This is a genomic window from Chitinophaga sp. 01L420, from assembly GCF_056399985.1.
Genome location: NZ_JBFTSK010000005.1, coordinates 77,248 through 96,705 on the forward strand (window position 1 = coordinate 77,248; position 19,458 = coordinate 96,705).

The 19,458-nt window shown below is 44.1% G+C and carries 17 protein-coding genes; 7 read left to right on the forward strand and 10 right to left on the reverse strand.

Annotated elements, in window-relative coordinates; genetic code table 11:
- Positions 1-123: 123 nt before the first annotated feature.
- Entirely contained in the window at positions 124-1,008 is an 885-nt protein-coding gene (locus AC1DP6_RS06745; protein WP_477054134.1) for a S66 peptidase family protein, read from the forward strand.
- Between the two features lie 108 nt (positions 1,009-1,116).
- Here AC1DP6_RS06745 and AC1DP6_RS06750 read toward each other — a convergent pair whose 3' ends face one another.
- From AC1DP6_RS06750 to AC1DP6_RS06760, 3 genes are all read right to left on the reverse strand, one after another.
- On the reverse strand, positions 1,117-1,929 hold the full coding sequence (locus AC1DP6_RS06750) for a HesA/MoeB/ThiF family protein (RefSeq protein WP_477054135.1): 813 nt from the start codon (positions 1,927-1,929) through the stop codon (positions 1,117-1,119).
- 15 nt (positions 1,930-1,944) lie between these two features.
- The gene (locus tag AC1DP6_RS06755; protein WP_477054136.1) at positions 1,945-3,321 is read right to left on the reverse strand and encodes a sensor histidine kinase; all 1,377 of its coding nucleotides are present in this window, start codon (positions 3,319-3,321) and stop codon (positions 1,945-1,947) included.
- A gap of 303 nt (positions 3,322-3,624) precedes the next feature.
- Positions 3,625-3,882 carry a hypothetical protein gene (locus AC1DP6_RS06760; protein ID WP_477054137.1) on the reverse strand — a complete coding sequence of 86 codons (258 nt, stop codon included), beginning with the start codon at positions 3,880-3,882 and terminating at the stop codon, positions 3,625-3,627.
- Between the two features lie 416 nt (positions 3,883-4,298).
- Between AC1DP6_RS06760 and AC1DP6_RS06765 the strand changes: the two genes are divergently transcribed.
- Positions 4,299-4,850, forward strand: a complete 552-nt coding sequence (locus tag AC1DP6_RS06765; RefSeq protein ID WP_477054138.1) for a YqgE/AlgH family protein — start codon at positions 4,299-4,301, stop codon at positions 4,848-4,850.
- Between the two features lie 503 nt (positions 4,851-5,353).
- Here the strand turns inward: AC1DP6_RS06765 and atpC are convergent.
- Together atpC and atpD are read right to left on the reverse strand one after the other, a co-directional pair.
- A complete protein-coding gene (gene atpC / locus AC1DP6_RS06770; protein WP_441573556.1) occupies positions 5,354-5,662 on the reverse strand; it encodes an ATP synthase F1 subunit epsilon in 309 nt (102 codons plus the stop codon).
- Between the two features lie 8 nt (positions 5,663-5,670).
- Positions 5,671-7,173 (reverse strand): F0F1 ATP synthase subunit beta, encoded by a 1,503-nt coding sequence (gene atpD / locus AC1DP6_RS06775; protein ID WP_441573555.1) that lies wholly within the window; start codon positions 7,171-7,173, stop codon positions 5,671-5,673.
- 342 nt (positions 7,174-7,515) lie between these two features.
- On the opposite strand from atpD, the gene AC1DP6_RS06780 reads away from it, so the two are divergent.
- Positions 7,516-8,742, forward strand: a complete 1,227-nt coding sequence (locus AC1DP6_RS06780) for a purple acid phosphatase family protein (RefSeq protein WP_477054139.1) — start codon at positions 7,516-7,518, stop codon at positions 8,740-8,742.
- A gap of 35 nt (positions 8,743-8,777) precedes the next feature.
- Here the strand turns inward: AC1DP6_RS06780 and AC1DP6_RS06785 are convergent, their stop codons facing one another.
- The gene (locus AC1DP6_RS06785) at positions 8,778-9,653 is read right to left on the reverse strand and encodes a DUF4349 domain-containing protein (protein ID WP_477054140.1); all 876 of its coding nucleotides are present in this window, start codon (positions 9,651-9,653) and stop codon (positions 8,778-8,780) included.
- 21 nt (positions 9,654-9,674) lie between these two features.
- Positions 9,675-10,328 (reverse strand): nicotinamide riboside transporter PnuC, encoded by a 654-nt coding sequence (pnuC, locus tag AC1DP6_RS06790; RefSeq protein ID WP_477054141.1) that lies wholly within the window; start codon positions 10,326-10,328, stop codon positions 9,675-9,677.
- A gap of 334 nt (positions 10,329-10,662) precedes the next feature.
- Here pnuC and AC1DP6_RS06795 point away from each other — a divergent pair, with 334 nt between their 5' ends.
- Positions 10,663-12,153, forward strand: a complete 1,491-nt coding sequence (locus tag AC1DP6_RS06795) for a DUF6600 domain-containing protein (protein ID WP_477054142.1) — start codon at positions 10,663-10,665, stop codon at positions 12,151-12,153.
- A 125-nt stretch (positions 12,154-12,278) separates the two neighbouring features.
- On the opposite strand, the gene AC1DP6_RS06800 is transcribed toward AC1DP6_RS06795, so the two are convergent.
- Together AC1DP6_RS06800 and AC1DP6_RS06805 are read right to left on the reverse strand one after the other, a co-directional pair.
- The gene (locus tag AC1DP6_RS06800) at positions 12,279-12,794 is read right to left on the reverse strand and encodes a GNAT family N-acetyltransferase (protein WP_477054143.1); all 516 of its coding nucleotides are present in this window, start codon (positions 12,792-12,794) and stop codon (positions 12,279-12,281) included.
- 9 nt (positions 12,795-12,803) lie between these two features.
- Positions 12,804-13,421 (reverse strand): hypothetical protein, encoded by a 618-nt coding sequence (locus tag AC1DP6_RS06805; RefSeq protein WP_477054144.1) that lies wholly within the window; start codon positions 13,419-13,421, stop codon positions 12,804-12,806.
- A 63-nt stretch (positions 13,422-13,484) separates the two neighbouring features.
- On the opposite strand from AC1DP6_RS06805, the gene AC1DP6_RS06810 reads away from it, so the two are divergent.
- Positions 13,485-14,651: a hypothetical protein gene (locus AC1DP6_RS06810; RefSeq protein WP_477054145.1), complete on the forward strand. Its 1,167-nt coding sequence runs from the start codon at positions 13,485-13,487 to the stop codon at positions 14,649-14,651.
- Here AC1DP6_RS06810 and AC1DP6_RS06815 read toward each other — a convergent pair.
- Positions 14,617-14,790, reverse strand: coding sequence for a hypothetical protein (locus tag AC1DP6_RS06815; protein WP_477054146.1), 174 nt, complete (start codon positions 14,788-14,790; stop codon positions 14,617-14,619). The genes AC1DP6_RS06810 and AC1DP6_RS06815 overlap by 35 nt on opposite strands.
- Positions 14,791-15,181: 391 nt before the next feature.
- Between AC1DP6_RS06815 and AC1DP6_RS06820 the strand changes: the two genes are divergently transcribed.
- Together AC1DP6_RS06820 and AC1DP6_RS06825 are read left to right on the forward strand one after the other, a co-directional pair.
- Positions 15,182-17,299, forward strand: coding sequence for a M48 family metallopeptidase (locus AC1DP6_RS06820; RefSeq protein ID WP_477054147.1), 2,118 nt, complete (start codon positions 15,182-15,184; stop codon positions 17,297-17,299).
- An 88-nt stretch (positions 17,300-17,387) separates the two neighbouring features.
- The gene (locus tag AC1DP6_RS06825) at positions 17,388-19,367 is read left to right on the forward strand and encodes a DNA polymerase III subunit gamma/tau (protein ID WP_477054148.1); all 1,980 of its coding nucleotides are present in this window, start codon (positions 17,388-17,390) and stop codon (positions 19,365-19,367) included.
- Positions 19,368-19,458: the final 91 nt, after the last annotated feature.

A 19,458-nucleotide genomic window follows, 5' to 3' on the forward strand; every position in this document is an offset into this window, starting at 1 on the left:
CAGGTGATTGTTTTTGGAATCACCATTACAATTTATCACCTTAGTCAGCGAATAAAGATTGAATTTACGCTAACTAATCTGCAAAGGTAAACAAAAGGTACAATGGTAAAAATTCCGCCATATTTGAAAAAAGGTGATCTGATCGGAATTACCTGCTCCAGTAGCAAAATGGACCTGCAGGCAGCGGAGTACGCAAGAGATGTACTCAACTCCTGGGGCTACCGCGTGCACCTCGGCATTACTGTGGGCACCAGCTTTCATAACTTCTCCGCACCGGATGAACTGAGACTGGAAGAACTACAGGATATGCTGGATGATCCGGAAATAAAAGCCATTGTTTTTGGCCGTGGTGGTTATGGTATGGTGTGCATCATCGACAAGCTGGATTTTACACGCTTCCGCAAGGAACCCAAGTGGTTATGCGGTTATAGTGATATCACTACCCTTCACTCACATGTGCATCGCCAATTCGGTATTGCTACCCTGCATTCCATGATGTGCAGCGGCATTACTCCGGAAACAGTGGATAACGAATATGTACATAGTCTGGCTACTGCTCTCAAAGGCAAGCCATACCGCTATACAGCCGCAGCGCATCCGCTGAACCAGGAAGGAAGAACCACCGGTGTGCTGGTGGGTGGCAATTTATCTATGCTGGCTAATCTTTCGGGTACCGATTCCCAAATCAATACCAAAGGAAAAATCCTGCTGCTGGAAGATATCGGCGAATACCGGTATAACATCGACCGCATGATGTATAACCTGAAACGCGCCGGATGGCTGGATAAACTGGCAGGACTCGTGGTTGGAGCTTTCGTGGACGGCAAGGAAACAGATACTCCTTTTGGTCAGACAGAATATGAAATTATCACCAACCTGATTAAAGAGTATGAATACCCTGTTTGCTTTGGTTTTCCGAGCGGACACCAGGCAGCTAATTATGCACTGAAATTAGGAGTGAAGCACGAACTGAAAATCGGCTCAAAAACGATATTATCGGAAGTCTAAAAGAAGCCACTCCGTTAAAAAGTGAAGGCCCGGAATATCCGGGCCTTCACTTTTTAAAATAATATTCGTTTACCGGGGTACCAAAAATGAGATCCCCCTTTGTAGTGTTTAATCTTCTACATCCGGTACAATCTCCAATCCATATTCTTCCGCAGTGAGAATGCCGGCAGCGCGGGTACTTTCAATGAGAGCGGTATCAGGTTGCAGCTCATGTACCTGGGTTTGATTATGGAGATAGTCAATGCCATACAACTTTCCGGCAATACCTGCCGGAACATCCATGAGATATTTTATGACTTCGCATACCATCTGCATGCCCAGTGCACCATGGGTAGCACCAATGGCCCCTGCATCAAAGTTGCGGTAATCTTCCGTGAGTGGTAACGCGCAGCGGTAGGAGGCGGAGGTAGTACCATCCGGCAGGGGCATATTAAAGCCGGCAAACCAGGCCATCCAGTTATGCACTTCGCCGGTGATGAAAGGTTTGTTATGCACCAGGCAGGCATCATTGATCACCAGGTGGGTGGGCAGATGCTGAGTGCAGTCTATCACCAGGTCAAACCCTATCAGCATCATCCCGATCGACTCTGGTTTTACCTGCATGAGAATAGGATAATGTTTGGTATATGGGTTGACCGCCCAAAGCCTGCTGGCAGCCATTTTAGCTTTATGCTTGCGGATATCCTGCATCTGGTATACCGGTTGCCGGTGCATATCTTCATCATTGATCACGCCGTAATCTGCGATGCCGAGTACGCCTATGCCGCTGGCGCTGAGGTATTGTATAACAGGACTTCCCAATCCGCCCGCACCAACTACCAGCACACGGGCTTCTTTCAGTTTTTCCTGCATGCTGCTCCCCATGCCCGGAACGGCAATAGGGTGCTTAAAATGCTGTATTTCTTTTTCACTAAGTATCATGTGCTTATCCTTTATCTAATCCTGTGGAAATTCCAAGGTAAACTTACTGCCTTTACCAACAGTACTTTCCACTTTAATTTTTCCTTTATGTGCATCTACGATTGCCTTCACATAGGTGAGTCCCAGACCAAATCCCTTTACATTATGCACATTTCCTGTGTGGGCACGATAGAATTTTTCAAAGATACGTGAAATAGTATCGCGGCTCATGCCGATACCATTGTCCGCAATCACTATAAACAGGCTCTTACGGGTATTATAAGTCTGTATTTTTATCTCCAGCTGATCATTGGAATACTTGATGGCATTATCCATCAGGTTAAAGATGAGGTTGGAGAAATGTACATCATCTGCTTTGATGACCGGGTTAATGGCATCCAGTTGCAGATCCACCACCCCATTTTTGGCAGCCAGTTGTAATTGCAGGTTATCGGTGGTATGCTGAATAACAGCATGTACATCTGTGGGTTGCAACTTAAGCCCTATTTCGTCTTTCTCCAGGAGGGCGGATTGCAGGATGCTTTCCACCTGTTTATTCATGCGTTTATTTTCTTCCTTAATAATACCGGAGAAGTATTGGATTTTTTCCGGTTTAGACATCACTTTTTCATTCCGGATGGCGTCTATTGCCAGGGAAATAGTAGCCAATGGCGTTTTCAGCTCATGGGTCATATTATTGATGAAGTCCGACTTTATTTCCGAGAGTTTTTTCTGATTTAACAGGGTCCGGATGGTGAGGGCGAAGGCCATAATGATGATCATGGTGAACAAAATACCTCCGGTTATCATTACCCCAAGTTGTTTCGCAATTGAATCATCTGAGGGCATGATGATGACCAGCTTTTCTCCTCTGGCATTTAAATCATTGGGGCCGGATAGTGCTATCACATGAAGTTTATACTGTTTATGGGTATTTACGCTATCGGCCTCATTTTGCTGGTACATTTTTTCAAACCCGGGCGACTGCATTTTCCAGGTAAAAAACTCCGATCCGGAAGCAGATCCGGCGATGGCGAATTCAAAATCTGTGGAATCGAGGTAATTTTTCCTCATATTGTTCTCAATGCAATGTTTTACTTCCAGAGGAGTAAAGAAGTCACTGACAGCCGGGCCGTTATTCCCCATTCGGGACATATCGAGGTTAAACCCTTTTGTAGAAGTCGAGGATTCTTTAGGAAGGGTGTTATCCAGCTTAAACACCACAGCAGCATCACGGCGCAGCATCATATCGTTATATACACCGTTAGCCATACTGACCGACCGCTGAAAAAGCTGTTCCCGTTTAATGAGTATAGCACTTTTGATCCAACTCACCTGGATATAAATAATTCCAAGCAGAGACAGTGTAATCAGCACAACGAGGACGGGGAAAATTTTCTTCAGTGGTATCATGTAAATTTTGTCAGGCTTTAAATTACATCAAAGATAAGTGTACAGAAATAGTAAAATATGTTAAAAAAGATGTTTGCTATAGCAACTATGATACAAAATTCCGGGCGGGGTATTGTTAGCAGCTTTATTAACAGCAATACAACATTACTTTAACGTAATTTTAACTGGCCACTGCTGATTTTATTAATGCTTCTTTCCTTACCTTTGCTTCAGAATCTTGGTACTAAATTTGATTAGTTCAAGATCATAACAAAGTAATTAAACTTTCTACATACATCGATGTGGATTCGTTCCATAAGCGATTTAGATTTTGGTTGATAAAATGGTAAGGAGGTTTTCTAGCCTCCTTTTTTTATTTTTCCTATCTCTCCTTTCCCCGATTAAGTTGAAAACCAGGGGAACATCTTTTTTCAATATTCTTTCAATGCCATTCGACCCGCGTTTGCCATTCTCAAATCCTCTTTCCCAGAGATATTTTGATGAATAAAACCTTGTATACCTGCTTTCTTTGAGCAGTATATCTCTTTCTCCAGCTACAGCCTGCTTTAACAGCGCTACCATGGCTGATTTTGACCTCCGATTCGGTTATACCATCCCCGCATCAAGTCCACCTCAAGTCCACATCAAGTCCACCTTTGCTGCAATACTTCTGTATGTACTTAGCCTGTGTCAGGCATAACATAAACGGAATCAATATAATGTAAATACATGCTTGTGGGTAATGATGGGGTGTTCTTAATGCACTATATCTTAAAGAATATTTAGGGACAACGAATATAAAATTTCTTCCAAAACATCCCAGATGCAGGCTTACGGGCTGCTGACAGGCTTAGATCTATGGAATTCTTCCCTAATAGATTAACTAAACTGTACACTTAAAATTTACACTATCCACCCAATTTTCAACTTGATCCCTTTTTTTCCTTTACTATTCAATCATTTAATTAAATTTGAACAGGCTATAAAATTGTATGTCTATGGTAACTTTGTCGCCCGGCATTTTGCTGATAGCTGATCCATTTCTGAAAGATCCAAATTTTGCGCGCACGGTAGTATTGCTTTGTGAATACCAGGAAAAAGGCAGTTTTGGTTTCGTAATCAATAAGTTATTTGACCAGTCGCTCAGTGATCTCGTTCCTGAAGTGCTGATTGGCAATGTGCCGGTGTATTATGGAGGACCGGTACAGATGGACACAATACATTTTATTCACCGGCAGCCGGAGCTGATTAGCGGTGGACTGGAAATACTTCCTGGTATCTACTGGGGCGGAAAGTTCGATAGCGTGGTAGATGCCCTCAATAAGGGCTTGCTGGACCCTGAAAAGGTAAAATTCTTCATCGGGTATTCCGGGTGGACGGAAGGGCAGCTGGAGGAAGAAGTGAAAGAGAAATCGTGGATCCTTTCTCAGACAGATGCAACACTGGTATTTGATGCTAAAGAGCAGCAAATATGGCAGCAATCGCTCAAAAACCTGGGCAGCACCTTTGCCTTGATGGCAAATTATCCAATTGATCCTTCCTTAAATTAAATGGTAATATTCTGAATAAGAACGACATCGGTGGAGCCCGCCGTTTAAAGTGAAAAATGAACAGAAGGAATGCTGTTTATTTAAAACAAATTAAATATCTTGCTAACGTAATTGCTAATTATTACCAGTTACATAACCCGTTTTCAGGTAAGTAAATAACCGATAAGAATACACCTATGAAGGCAAAACCTATGAAATATTTTGCTTCTTCTATAGACCGACACAAGAATCTTACCTGAATACTAATCATTTATCGTCAAAGGCATATTCATTAGGTAATATACTCAGCCCTTGATAAGGACTGTCTATTGATGTACAGTATGTAACTGCGGCTATCTCGTATAGTCGTTCAGGTAACGTATTGTATATAGATGAATAGAGAGGAAATCCTGGTGAACAGTCCTGTTCATAACCGGGTCATCTAAGATTGGAATAGTTAGGACAAAAACGAAGGCCGGGTAATCTTACCCGGCCTGGTTATTATAATGTTTTTGCTGGTATGCTTATTTCTCCACTGCTACAGCGCCTTCTACGAGTACGGTAGCCTTATTGCGCAACACTTCCACGAATCCACCACTGATAGTAAAAAACTCTGCACGGGTTTTATCTGTCAGCACTTTCATTTTACCATTTCCGAGAGCTGCAATTAATGGCGCATGTTTATCCAGTATTTCAAAAGAACCGTCAATGCCCGGCAGTTGTACTCCGTACACTTCTCCGGCATATAATTTTCTTTCTGGTGTTAATACTTCTAATAGCATGTTATGATCGTAAATGGTGAAGGGTAATGATCCCGGCAAAACCGGGATCATTGACTTAATTAGTTATTCGCTGATTCCAGTAATTTCTTACCTTTTTCAATAGCTGCTTCGATGTTACCTACAAGGTTGAAAGCCGCTTCAGGATACTCATCTACTTCACCGTCCATGATCATGTTAAAACCACGGATAGTTTCTTCGATAGGTACGAGTACACCTTTCAGACCGGTAAACTGTTCTGCCACGTGGAAAGGCTGTGACAGGAAACGTTGTACACGACGCGCACGGGATACCGTCAGTTTATCTTCGTCGCTCAATTCATCCAGACCGAGGATGGCGATGATATCCTGCAGTTCCTTGTAGCGTTGCAGGATCATTTTCACGCGCTGTGCACAGTTATAGTGAGCTTCACCCACGATAGCCGGAGACAGGATACGGGAAGTTGATTCCAGCGGGCTCACAGCAGGGTAGATACCAAGATCGGAGATCTTACGATCCAGTACCGTGGTAGCATCCAGGTGAGAGAAAGTTGTTGCCGGAGCCGGATCCGTCAAGTCATCCGCAGGTACGTAAACCGCCTGTACGGAAGTGATGGAACCATTTTTAGTGGAAGTGATACGTTCCTGCATCAAACCCATTTCAGTAGCCAGTGTTGGCTGGTAACCCACCGCTGAAGGCATACGACCTAACAGTGCGGATACTTCAGAACCTGCCTGGGTGAAACGGAAGATGTTATCTACGAAGAACAGGATGTCCTTACCACTACCTGCAGAACCATCTCCATCACGGAAGTATTCTGCCAGTGTTAAACCGGACAATGCCACACGGGCACGAGCTCCAGGAGGTTCGTTCATCTGACCAAACACAAACGTAGCCTGTGATTGTTTCAGTAATTCTTTATCTACAGCGGTAACATCCCAGTCACCGTGTTCCATTGATTCTTTAAATTTATCACCGTATTTTACGATGTTCGCTTCGATCATTTCACGCATCAGATCGTTCCCTTCACGGGTACGCTCACCTACACCGGCGAATACGGATAAACCTTCGTAACCTTTTGCAATGTTGTTGATCAATTCCTGGATCAATACAGTTTTACCCACACCGGCACCACCGAACAAACCAATTTTACCACCCTTAGCGTATGGCTCAATCAGGTCAATTACTTTAATACCAGTGAACAGTACTTCTGTTTCAGTAGCCAGATCCTCAAATTTTGGCGGATCGCGGTGAATAGGATAACCGTTTGACGCATCAATATCACCCAAACCGTCAATCGCCTCACCTACCACATTGAACAAACGTCCTTTAACCTGGTCGCCAATTGGCATTTTAATAGGCGCGCCTTTATCAACTACAGTCATGCCACGAACCATACCGTCGGTGGAGTCCATTGCCACTGTACGTACACTGTCTTCACCCAGGTGCTGTTGTACTTCCAATACTACCTTCTGACCATTTTCGCGGGTAATTTCCAATGCGCTGTAGATTTCGGGCAATTTGTCATCAAAATGCACGTCCACCACGGGACCGATAATTTGTTTGATCTTACCTGTGTTAGGCATATTTTTAAAGAGGTTTATAAAAATACTAAAATGTTACTGTTCCAAAAACGGCAGCAATTCATTGCGTACAGTTTCCAAAATTTGCCGCAAAGGTAAGAGTTAATGGGTGAAAATCAAAACGCTAACGACGAAAAAAAACCTTTTCCCGCCGCATTTTTCAACGTTTTTCTCATTAATATACTTTTAGCCGCCAGCAATGTAAAGCGTAGTCTATCAAATTATAAATAATTAATATTTATAAATAACCATTAACAGGACACCACCATCCATATAAAAATAGCTTCCTTTTCTTAATTCCTTTGCTATTTTTAAGCCCGATCCTGATATATACAATATATAAATATGAAAAAGACAAACAGTGAACAATCCCGAAGGTCCTTCCTCGGCAATCTCTCTAAAGCAGGATTATTGGGCATCACCGGAATTGTACCCGCAGCCGCCAAAGCCGGTATCCTGGCAGATAACAAAAAAGTAGCCGCCCCCGATCATGCTTTCCTTTGCAAACCTTATCTCCAATATCCCGGCCCACACACCATTGCTGTGATGTGGCTTACCTCACGCCCCTGCTACAGCTGGGTAGAATATGGCACAGATGGCCAACTGAACCAGAAAGCCCATACCGTTACCAACGGACTGGTAGACGCCAATAGCCGCCTGCACCGTATTGAACTGGATCACCTGCAGCCCGGAAAAAAATACAGCTATAAAGTCTACTCAAAAGACATTGTGTCCTTTGAGCCATATAAACTCACCTACGGCGATACCATCAGCAGCGATACCTACACCTTCACTGCACCCGATCCGCAGGCAAAGGAAGTGTCCTGGGTCATTATAAACGATATTCACGACCGCCCCGCTTCTATCCCACACCTGATGGGCCTGAACGGCAGCGATCCCTATGATTTTGTTTTTTTTAACGGAGATGTATTTGACTACCAGGCCGATGAACAACAGATCATCGACCATATGCTTACCCCCTGCGGCGATACCTTTTCTACCCAAACACCTTTTATGTATGTGCGCGGCAACCATGAAACCCGCGGCAAATACGCCCGGGAATGGCATCAGTATTTTGATAACCCCGGCCATGGCAACTATTTCACTTTTACAATAGGGCCTGTATCCGCTATTGTGCTGGATACGGGAGAAGACAAAGAAGATGAACACCCGGTATATGCGGGTATCGTTGACTTTGACGCCTACAGGGTACAGCAGGCTCATTGGCTGGAACAACAACTGCAAAGTCCGGCCTTCAAAAAGGCAAAGCATAAAGTAGTCATGATGCACATTCCTCATTACCATTCGGGTGAATGGCATGGCGTAAAACATTGCCGGGAACTGTTTGGCGGACTATTCAACAAACATAAAATTGATATCCTCATTTGCGGACATACGCACCAATATGGCGTATATGCCCCTGCCAAAGGACAGCATGAATATCCGCTGATTATTGGTGGTGGCCCCAAAGATGGTTCAAGGACCCTCATAAAAATTAAAGCCGATCAGCAACACCTGGTGCTCACCATGCTGAAAGACGATGGCACTAAAGTGGGTGAATACACGGTGTAAGTACCGGATGCCGGAGCCATTGCTCCGGCATTTTTTTACTCTTTTTTATTGGCGGCCATCAACGCATTAGCCAACTGCAATAGTTTCAGCAATATCCAGGCAGCAGCAGCCGCAATAAAAATGCTGGCCACCAGTACCGCATAGTACTTGATCGTCCACTCCAGCGCTACTTTCACACGGGTCACCCCACCAACTGATTTCTGGGCTGCTCCTTCATACATCGAAAATTGCACGGTGCAGAATTCATTCTCCGAATCAAAGTTCCCTAATTCCACACCCAGTCCCTGCAATTCCGTTTCCACTTCATAAATCCGGTTATGCAGGTTGATGAAATCTTCAATGTGCCCGTCCTTTTTCTTCAGCTCGTTCAGAGAAGCCAGTGATTGCTCTAATGATACCTTCTTCGCATTGAGTTTGCGGTATTCATTCGTTTTATCCGTCTTAGTAATTTCTGTGGATTTAATAACACCTATTTCCTGCGCTGCATGATAAAAGGAATCGAACTTCTCCGGCAAAACACCAATCAGTAACTGGATTTCACGGTTGCCTTTATTACCGGACTCCTGCTGGTACTGCACAGTTGCATCGAACTTATTAATGGTACTGTGGAGCAGTTTTTCATCTTCCGTAAAATGCGATGACTTAGATCGTACATTCGCTACTTTTTCATATTTCTGATTCCCCGTAACGCTGGCAGGACCTGCGTTTGAAGGGCCATATGCTTTCCCTTTTTCAGATGCATAATTCTTCCGCTGTTTTTCAATACCAGACAAAAAACTATTGTTTCCTGTCTCCTCATACTGAAACCCTTTGTAGGTATAGCCATAAAGAATTCTGAAAAGAAACATTACAACAAAAATGGAGATAAACACAACGGCTATACGCCTGAATTTTTGCTTAGTAGTGAACATAGGTGATGGTGTTATGAATTGTTATGGTTTAGCTGGCAGGGATTGCTGCTGATAGGCTTTCACCCATTTCATCAGTCCCAGCGTAGCGATGATGAGCAAGATGAAATATTCTATTCCGAGGAATTTGACACCTTTCTGAAAATAAATGATAGTGGCAACCACGTCTACCAATACCCACAGCAGCCAGTTTTCCCAGATTCTTTTCGCCAGCATAATATTGGCAAATACGCTTAAAACGGCCACCAGTGAATCGGTATAAGGATAAGCAGCGGGATGTTCAAACACGCCTGGCCACCAGGTATGCAAACGGCTGATGATAAAGCCCGTTGCCCCGGAAAGCAGGATAGCAGCTCCCCCCAGCAGCCATCGTTGCCGGTTTCCCAAAGCGTATATCGGCTCATTCTCGGGTTGTTTTCTATACCAGAAAAGCCAGCCGTAAACACCGGTGGCAAAGAAATATATCTGCAGAAACATGTCTGCATACAATTGTAGTTGCCAGAAAAGAATAAAGAAACAGCTCACATTTATCAATCCTACCGGCCAGGTAAAAATATGGTCCCGGGCGGCCAGCCAAACACATAACAACCCTGTTAAGGTGCCAACAAACTCGATGTAACTAACCGAATATCCTAATGCGGTAAAAAAGATATGATGAATACTAAAAAATGAGGCCATCTTATAAATTAAATCAGCTGCCACAATATTACAGTAATGTTTTATTATTCCCATAAGTGTTTCATTAAACCCTGTATGACAAGCTATTACAGCGGAATATTATTTTGGAACCATTTTTGTCATACAACGTATATAGCGCGGGAACTGCAGCATGAAGCGTTATAAAAAATTTAACAAATTCCTTTAACATTTAAACATGACGCCGCCATCTAAACAGTATTCGAAACCATTAAAAAAATGCTTGTTGAGATAAAATAATTTTACGCACAACAACATTCATTACATCTCCAGGGTCTACTATAAAACAACCTATCAGGACTAAAAAACAGGAGTTATGAACAGATTAATGAAACACGCAGGAGTATCCCTGTTACTTATATCATTCTTTTTGGGCAGTTGTGCATCTACTTATGCACCTGTTTCCAATGATCAATATGATCAATACGGTTCTTCTTATGGATCTGGCCCGCAGGTACAAATAAGCGGTTCCATTTCATTTTATGATGAGTTGAGCCCTTATGGCCGCTGGGTAAGTTATCCCGGATATGACCAGGTATGGATACCTAATGCCGGCCGCGATTTCAGACCTTATTATTCTAATGGGCACTGGGTTTATACAGACTATGGCTGGACCTGGATGTCTGATTATTCATGGGGTTGGGCTGCTTTCCACTACGGCCGTTGGTTATTTGATGATTTCCAGGGCTGGATGTGGGTACCAGGCAATGACTGGGGTCCGGCATGGGTAAGCTGGAGAACAGGTGGTGACTATTATGGATGGGCGCCAATGGGACCACAGTATTCTTATAATGCACCTGCTAACTATTGGGCGTTTGTGCCAAGACAGTATATCAACAGTCCGCGTATAAATAACTACTACGTTAATAACAGCCGGAATGTGACGATTATTAACAACACGACTATTATCAACAACACCAATAATTACCGTGGTAACAGAGTATATTCAGGACCTAACGCCAACGATGTGCAACGTTATTCCGGTCAGGCGGTGCGACCAGTAAGAGTGGAAAACATGAGCAGACCAGGTACGGGAAGGGTTGACAACAACCGTTTACAAATTTATCGTCCGGATGCTGCCGCCATTCAGAGAGGCCGTGAAGCGGATCGTACAAGGCCGGTACAATCAATAGATAATAGCCGTCCTACCCGTGTAACGCCAGGTAATACCGGTAACAACAATACAGGCAACACCCCTTCCAATAATGGAGGCAGGGTTATTCCGGGCCGTGAAACAAATCAACCGGTAAACAATGGTAGCTTTCCTGCCAATAACAATGGCGGCGGAAGAGTAACTCCAGGTAGTACCACACAACCAGGAAATAATACCCCTGGGAATTATAACAGACCATCCAGGATTACACCAGACAGGACAAATGATCAACAGCAACAGAGACAACAGCAACAACAACAGCAGGAACAGCAGCGTATACAGCGGGTACAACAACAACAGCAGCAAGAACAAAGGATACAACAGCAACAACAGCAGCAGCAACAGCAACAACGCGTACAGCAGCAGCAACAACAACAGCAGGATCAGCAACGTATACAGCGGGTACAACAACAGCAGCAGCAGCAACAGCAAAGGGCTCAACAACAGCAACAACAGCAGCAGCAACGCGTACAAAGGGAACAACAGCAACAGCAGCAGAGACAACAGCAACAGCAGCAACAACAACAGCAACGTGTACAGAGAGAACAGCCGCAGCAACAACCACAGAGACAACAGCCACAGAGACAAGAACAGCCGCAGAGACAGGAACAACCACAAGGTCAGAGCCAACGCGTACCACGCGAAGGACGATAACAACAGGTGTTAATGCTGCATAAGCATTGACCTCCATGATAGAAAAAAAGTACGAATGATAACCAGCAGTAAATGATGTTTAGTGAGATGACATCACCTTAGTCTGGCATTTCATTCGTACTTTTTTATTTTGTATAAACGTACTTATAGAGTTGATCTTTTACCTGCTGAAAATTGGCTGCCGCCGGAGGAAATCCTTTATACATCAGGCACAGAGTAAGTGGGCCAGATTCCGGGTAATAGGATGGCTGCTCATAGGTGTCCGGAAAGGTTTGATAGCCCAGCCGCTCATAAAATTTAATTCTGCGTATAGCCTGTTCTGTTGCAGGAGGTTCTACTTCCAACACAATCGTACCTAACTTTTTTTCCAATAACTGCATTACCTGTGTACCAGCACCTCCTCCACGTGCATCTGCATGAATGGCAAAGTGCTCAACAAAATTAAACGCCGGCAATTTCCAGTAAAACACAAACCCGGCGAAGTATTCTTCTTCCTTCACAATACGCAGTATCTGGATTTTACCGGCAGCAATTAGCGCCAGTTGCCAATCCCAGGGGCGTTTTTCTGCTTTAGGAAAAGCTTCTTCATACAAATCCTTTATTGCTTCATCAGCAATGGTAACGGGTATCATATCAATCATTTAGCTAAGTTACTGATTATCCTTAGCAGACGGTACGCATTCAAAAGGATCCGGATTTCCGGGAGGAATGGGTTTGGTAACGGACCAGCAAAAATTCATTGGCTGACTGGTAATACTCATCAGTTTCACATTTACCTTGCTCCCTTTGCGGCTGTTGGAAGCAGCAATACTACGTGTTCCCTTCTCCGGAATATTACTGATGGTATATTGTTCAGTTTTAAAAATTTCATTGTTATTCCGCATGTACTCCACTTTCACCACCACATTATCCAGGGCGTATTCCGTCTGATTATTTACGGTGACGTTTAGGTCTTTAATGCCCCCCAGCAATCCGGTGCGGTAGTCTCCTGCTGTTACTGCGATAAACTGTTGCCAGTTGCGACGATAATAAGCCCTGCGTTCAATAAACTGTCCGGCTGTTCTTTGCTGCACTTCCTGGTGGGTGGTAATCTGCTGGCTTACTGCCCCGAATTGATCCAGGCTTTTGCGTAAATCGCGGTTTTCGTTCCACAGGCGCTGGTTTTCAGACAATACTTTGTGTACGTGCCGTTGTTGCTGGCAATAGCCAAGGCCGAATACAACTACCAGCAGCAACAGTATGGCGGGATAAACGTAAGTTCTTTTCATGGTTTGGAAGAGAGAAAAAATAATGCCAATGCAGTTTTTATTACATTTGTACAAATGGTCTCAATGCAACTGATTATTGTAAACGATGAACTAACAGCCCGGCAGTTTCTCGATGTGCATGTAATATTAAATAAAGATGTACCTGGATGGATAAGGCCGCTGGATAAGGATATAAACGTAGTATTTGATCCAGAGAAAAACAAGGCATTCCGTCATGGAGAAATTATCAGATGGATTTTAAAAGATGATAATGGCAGGTCCATTGGCAGGATCGCAGCTTTTGTAAATAAGAAATATAAAAATAAAGGGGACGAATGTCCGGTGGGAGGTGTTGGATTCTTTGACTGTATCGATAACCAGGAGGCAGCCAACTTACTTTTTGACACTGCCAAACAATGGCTGCAGGAAAGAGGTATGAGGGCTATGGATGGTCCTATCAACTTTGGCGAACGCAATAACTGGTGGGGATTACTTACACAGGGATTTCATGAACCCATTTACTGCATGAATTTCAACCCGCCTTATTACATCCGTTTATTTGAGCAATATGGGTTCCAGCTTTTCTTTAACCAGATCTGCTTTGGAATGAAGGTAAGTGATCAGTTACAACCTAAGTTTTTTGAACGCCATGCTCATATCGCAGCAGATCCTGCTTACAAGGCGATACATATCCGGAAAAATGAGCTGCCGAAATTTGCAGAAGCTTTCAGTATAGTATACAACAAAGCCTGGGCACAGCATGGAGGTGGCAAGGAAATGGGAAAGGCACAGGCGCTCGCCCTTTTTAAGCAGATGAAGCCATTGCTCGATGAAAAGATCGCCTGGTTTGTGTATCATCATGAACAACCTATTGCTATCTGGCTCAACCTTCCGGATCTCAATCAGTATATTAAGCATATGAATGGAAAATTTGGGCTCCTCCAAAAACTGAAGTTCCTGTGGCTCAAACAAACCGGCTATTGCAAAAAAATGATAGGGATTATATTCGGTATTATACCGGAATTCCAGGGGAAAGGGATAGATGCCTATATGATTGTAGAAGGCGCTAAGCTTATCCAGACTGATATGGCACACTATGTAGATTATGAAATGCAGTGGATCGGCGACTTTAACCCGAGAATGCAGAATGTAGCAGAAAATCTTGGTGCAGTTCCTTCCAGACAACTGACTACCTACCGCTATTTATTCGACCGAACTATTCCATATAAAAGGCACCCAATGGTGGGGTAATGAAGTGATCCGGCTGCAGGCGTTGTATATCTCCTGCATCCGGATACTGCCACTGATCGGCTGCTCCGGGAATGCGTCCGGTTATGGAAAGGTCGCACGCATCGTAACGCATGAAAGCGGTAATTGTTATTCTCAACATTGCCTGCTGTAATTTTTATCAGTATCCGATCTTCTTAAATAAGTGTGACGCCTTTACCGGCCGTTATTTTTGAGGGTAAACATGAAAAAATGCCATTAATATGTAGTTGAAAAAAGTGTCATTAGGACAATTTTTACTGAATAACTGTCGTTCGCAATGAAGAAACACCTTTCCGTAACTTTTCCTCAAAAAAAACTATTGACCATGTGGCAACTAATATATTATTATAAAATATATACATTTGAAAAATCCCATAAAAACCAAATCAGGAGCGCTGCTCAGCAGCCCATATAAATATCCGATAGCCTCAGAGTAGCAAAGAAGTTACTGAATATTATATACATTTAAATCCCTTTTGCTGTTACGATCGTATCTAACCTGATGTTTTGTTATGACCAACTTATATCCTGAGTGCCCGGAGAACGCGGATCTGGCACTTGTTCAGCCCACGTTATTATTTAGGCAACAGATAATGAAAGCCATCAGCTGCGTTGTCTTGTTCTTTATTCTTTACGTGGTATTATTGCTCACAGCGGTGGCCCTGGCGGTGACCTTTGTATCAGGAGGGATAATACTATTCCGCACTTATCCTACCTGGATTTCCGGCATCATAGGACTTAGTCTTGTGTTACTGGGAGGGATGGTATTGTTTTTCCTCATTAAGTTTCTTTTTAATAAGCGTCCCGCAGTTAACCCATATCGTACCCAGATTTTTGCCGATAACCATCCTGATTTATTCGACTTTATTACTCAACTGGTAAAAGACACGCGTATTCGTTTCCCAAAGAAAATATTTGTAGTGCCCGACATGAATGCCACTGTTTTTCACAATTCCAGCTTTTTAAGTTTGTTCTGGCCTACCCGTAAAAACCTGGAGATTGGATTGGGGCTTGTCAATAGTGTGAATATCAGCGAACTTAAAATGCTACTGGCACACGAATTCACGCATTTCTCACAGCGAAGTATGAAGCTGGGCAGCTATATATACACCTTAAATAAGACGTTGTATAATATGCTGTACGAAAATGAGCGGTGGGAGGAAATGGAAGTACGATGGAGCCATGGTGGAAGTCTGTTAAGTTTTTTTGCCCATATCACTACCCGGATCCTGAATATCATGCAATTAGTGCTGAGGAAAATATATTCCCTGATTAACAGGCAGTACCTCACTTTAAGCCGGGAAATGGAATTTTATACGGATACGGTGGCAGTGGGCCTTACCAGTACTGAAACCGCCGTGAGCGGCTTACGCCGGTTAGAAATGGGCAGCTACTGTCTGGATCACTGTTTTCATAAACTGCCTGACCTCGCGGAAAGAGCGGTTCGGTTTTCCAATATTTTCAGGGTACAACGCGCCCTCATTCATTACTATGCCGCCCAGAATCACCTGGCACTTGACAGCGCCGGACTACCTGTTATTACAGACAATTATTTTCAAACCTTCCTGAAAAGCAGGGTGCAGTTACGGGAGCAATGGACGTCCCATCTTACAAGAGAAGACCGGGAGGCGCATTACCTGCAGGCGAATGTATCATGCAGGCAAATCAGCAGCAGTGCCTGGGGGTTATTCAGAGAACCGGAGCGTTTGCAGGAGCAAATGACTGCGCTGGTATATAATTTCACCGTTCTCCCTGCTGCGGAAACATTCACCGAAATCAGCCCGGACAGCTATATTGAGGAACTGGCTCAACGTCACCAGCTATATGAATATCCCAAGGTATTTAATGATTATTATGACAACCGGCCATTCAATGAAATGACTGAAGGATACACCCACTTGCTACTACCGGAAGAAATCGAAAATTGTGGTATTCAAACGATATATCATCCGGATATCATTGTGAGGATGCGGACATTTTACCGTGACCGTCAGGATGCTGAAACCCTTCAGGCAATCAGTAGCGGGCAGTTTCAGACCCGCTATTTTGAATTTGACGGACAGAAATACAGTGCTGCCCGGGCCAGACAACTGGCACGGATGCTATCGGAAAAAGTGTCTGCCGAACAGGAATGGCTCCAGACACATGACCAGAAAGCATTTCGTTATCACTACACTATTGCACATCAAAAAAATCCAGCTACTGCCCAGCTGCTAAAAGAGAAATATCTTCAGATATTACAATATCAGCAAACCGGCCATCAGCTGAATGATCAGGTGATACGGATTATACATTGCATCAGCCTCCTCTTTAATACAGGTGAACATGATATGGAGTCGATGCCGGCACTTTTTGATGAGTTATCTGCCGAATGCTGGAGTTTCCGCATGATGACAGAAAACATCAGTAACTCTCCCCTCTATAGTTCCTTTCCGGAAGGATTGAACGAGAAGCTCAAAAAATTCCGGCAGCAGGACTGTACCTTTATGGAAGATATGATACCCGATTATGTAGCTATCCAGGAGCTGCATGAAATCAGTTCTGCCATGATGGAACATTATAATAATGGAATCATATTATTAAAAAAGGCCTACCTGGAATTTATTTTAACGTTAGAATCAGGGGAATAACACCCTGTCAAAGCGCCGTTCCTGCTGTGCATTTTTCTCTTACTGAATTTGTGCGTATTTTCGGCGCTCGCGAAAGCGTAGCAGTCATATGGAGAATTTTATCGTTTCAGCCCGTAAATACCGTCCACAGAACTTTTCAACTGTTGTAGGACAAGCACATATTACCACCACTCTCAAAAATGCCATCCGCAATAACCAGCTGGCGCATGCCTTCCTGTTTTGCGGACCTCGCGGAGTAGGAAAGACCACCTGTGCACGTATCCTGGCTAAAACCATTAACTGCGAAAACCTGCAGCCGGATGGGGAAGCCTGTAACGAATGTCATTCCTGTAAATCCTTTAATGAAGGCAGTTCTTTCAACATCCATGAACTGGATGCTGCCTCCAACAACTCGGTGGATGATATCCGTACCCTCGTGGAACAGGTCCGTTTTGCACCACAGGCAGGAAAATATAAGATCTATATTATAGATGAGGTACACATGCTCAGCTCCTCGGCATTCAATGCTTTTCTGAAAACCCTGGAAGAACCGCCATCATACGCGATTTTCATCCTGGCTACCACAGARAAGCACAAGATATTGCCTACTATCCTGAGCCGTTGCCAGATCTTCGACTTTAAACGTATTACCATACAGGATACAGTAGACCATCTGCAGGAAATCTGTACCAAAGAGCATATTGAGGCAGAAACCGATGCCTTGCATCTGGTGGCCCAGAAGACGGATGGCTGTATGCGTGATTCCCTGAGTACCCTGGATAAGATTGTCAGCTTTACCAGCGGACATCTTACCTATCAGAATACACTGGAGCACCTGAATATCCTGGATTACGATTATTTTTTCCGGGTAATGGATTCCGTATTACAGCAGGATATAGCTAGTGCGCTGCTCCTGTTTGACGAAATTTTGCAAAAGGGCTTTGAAGGAGATAATTTCCTGAATGGTTGGGCGGAATTTTTGCGCAACCTGTTGTTGTGTAAAGAAGACAAAGCGCTTCACCTCGTAGAAGTATCCGGTAATCTGAAAGAGCGCTACAAGCAGTTATCCGGTCAGATAAGCCCCGCTTACCTGATCACAGCCCTGCACCTGCTCAACGAAACAGAGATCAATTACCGCATGGCGCGTAATAAGCGCTTACATGTGGAAATGGCCCTCATCAAGTTATGTTATCTGCAACAGGCGGTAACGCTGGTCAGCGATGACAGCACCGGAGAGGTTTCAAAAAAAAAATTAGTACCTGATGGTTCGGTACCACAAAAGCTGCGCGCACCTGCTGCCCAGCCGGTAACGGCCAAAACCATCACAGATAAACCAGCTACTACTGAAAGTATTGCATCGGCGCCTGCTGCCCGTTTAACGGTAGATACCGGAGCAACCGGGCAGACACCAGTCCCTCCCGCAGCACCAGTACAAAGTCCGGTAGCTGCAGCACCGGTACAAACACCTCCCGGAGCTTTGCCCGTAGAACAGCAGCAGCAGCCGGTACCAACAGCACCAGTAAGTGCGCAGGCACAAGCCGTTGCAGCTACGCCGGCAAATACCACAGCTACAGCCTCTGGCACCGGTATGCCTGTAACAGCGGCTCCTGCCGCCACCGCAGCCACACCGGCCAGCAAATTAACCGGACTCGCCGCCATGAAAGAGGCGATGGCAGCGAAACAGCAAACTACTACCCAGGTACAGTCTATCGCACTCACAATGGGAGCAATTTCCGTGTACTGGGAAGAATTTATTGATCTGTACCGGCAAGCCAACAAAATGACGGTGGTGAGTAACTTACAGCTGGCACAGCTGAAGTTGCTGGCCCCTACGGAAGTAGGCATCGTAAGCAGGAACATTGTGCAATTCCGGTTTATGGAAGAAGAGAAGCTGGTGATTGCTGAGTTCCTGAAAAAGAAATTTAATAATCCTACCATTGTGCTTACCCTGCAGCTGGACGAAAGTCAGCAAACACAGGATATTGGCCCTGCGCCGCTATCCAGCAGGGAACAATTTCAGCAGATGTCTGAAAAATATCCAATGGTAAAAGAGCTGAAAGACAGACTTAATATGGAGCTGGATTTCTAATCCGGGCACTGTAATTAAATATAAACGATAGATAGACATTTTTAAACAGTTTACAATTCCTTCTTTGCGTTTTTGCGCAAAAACATGTAGG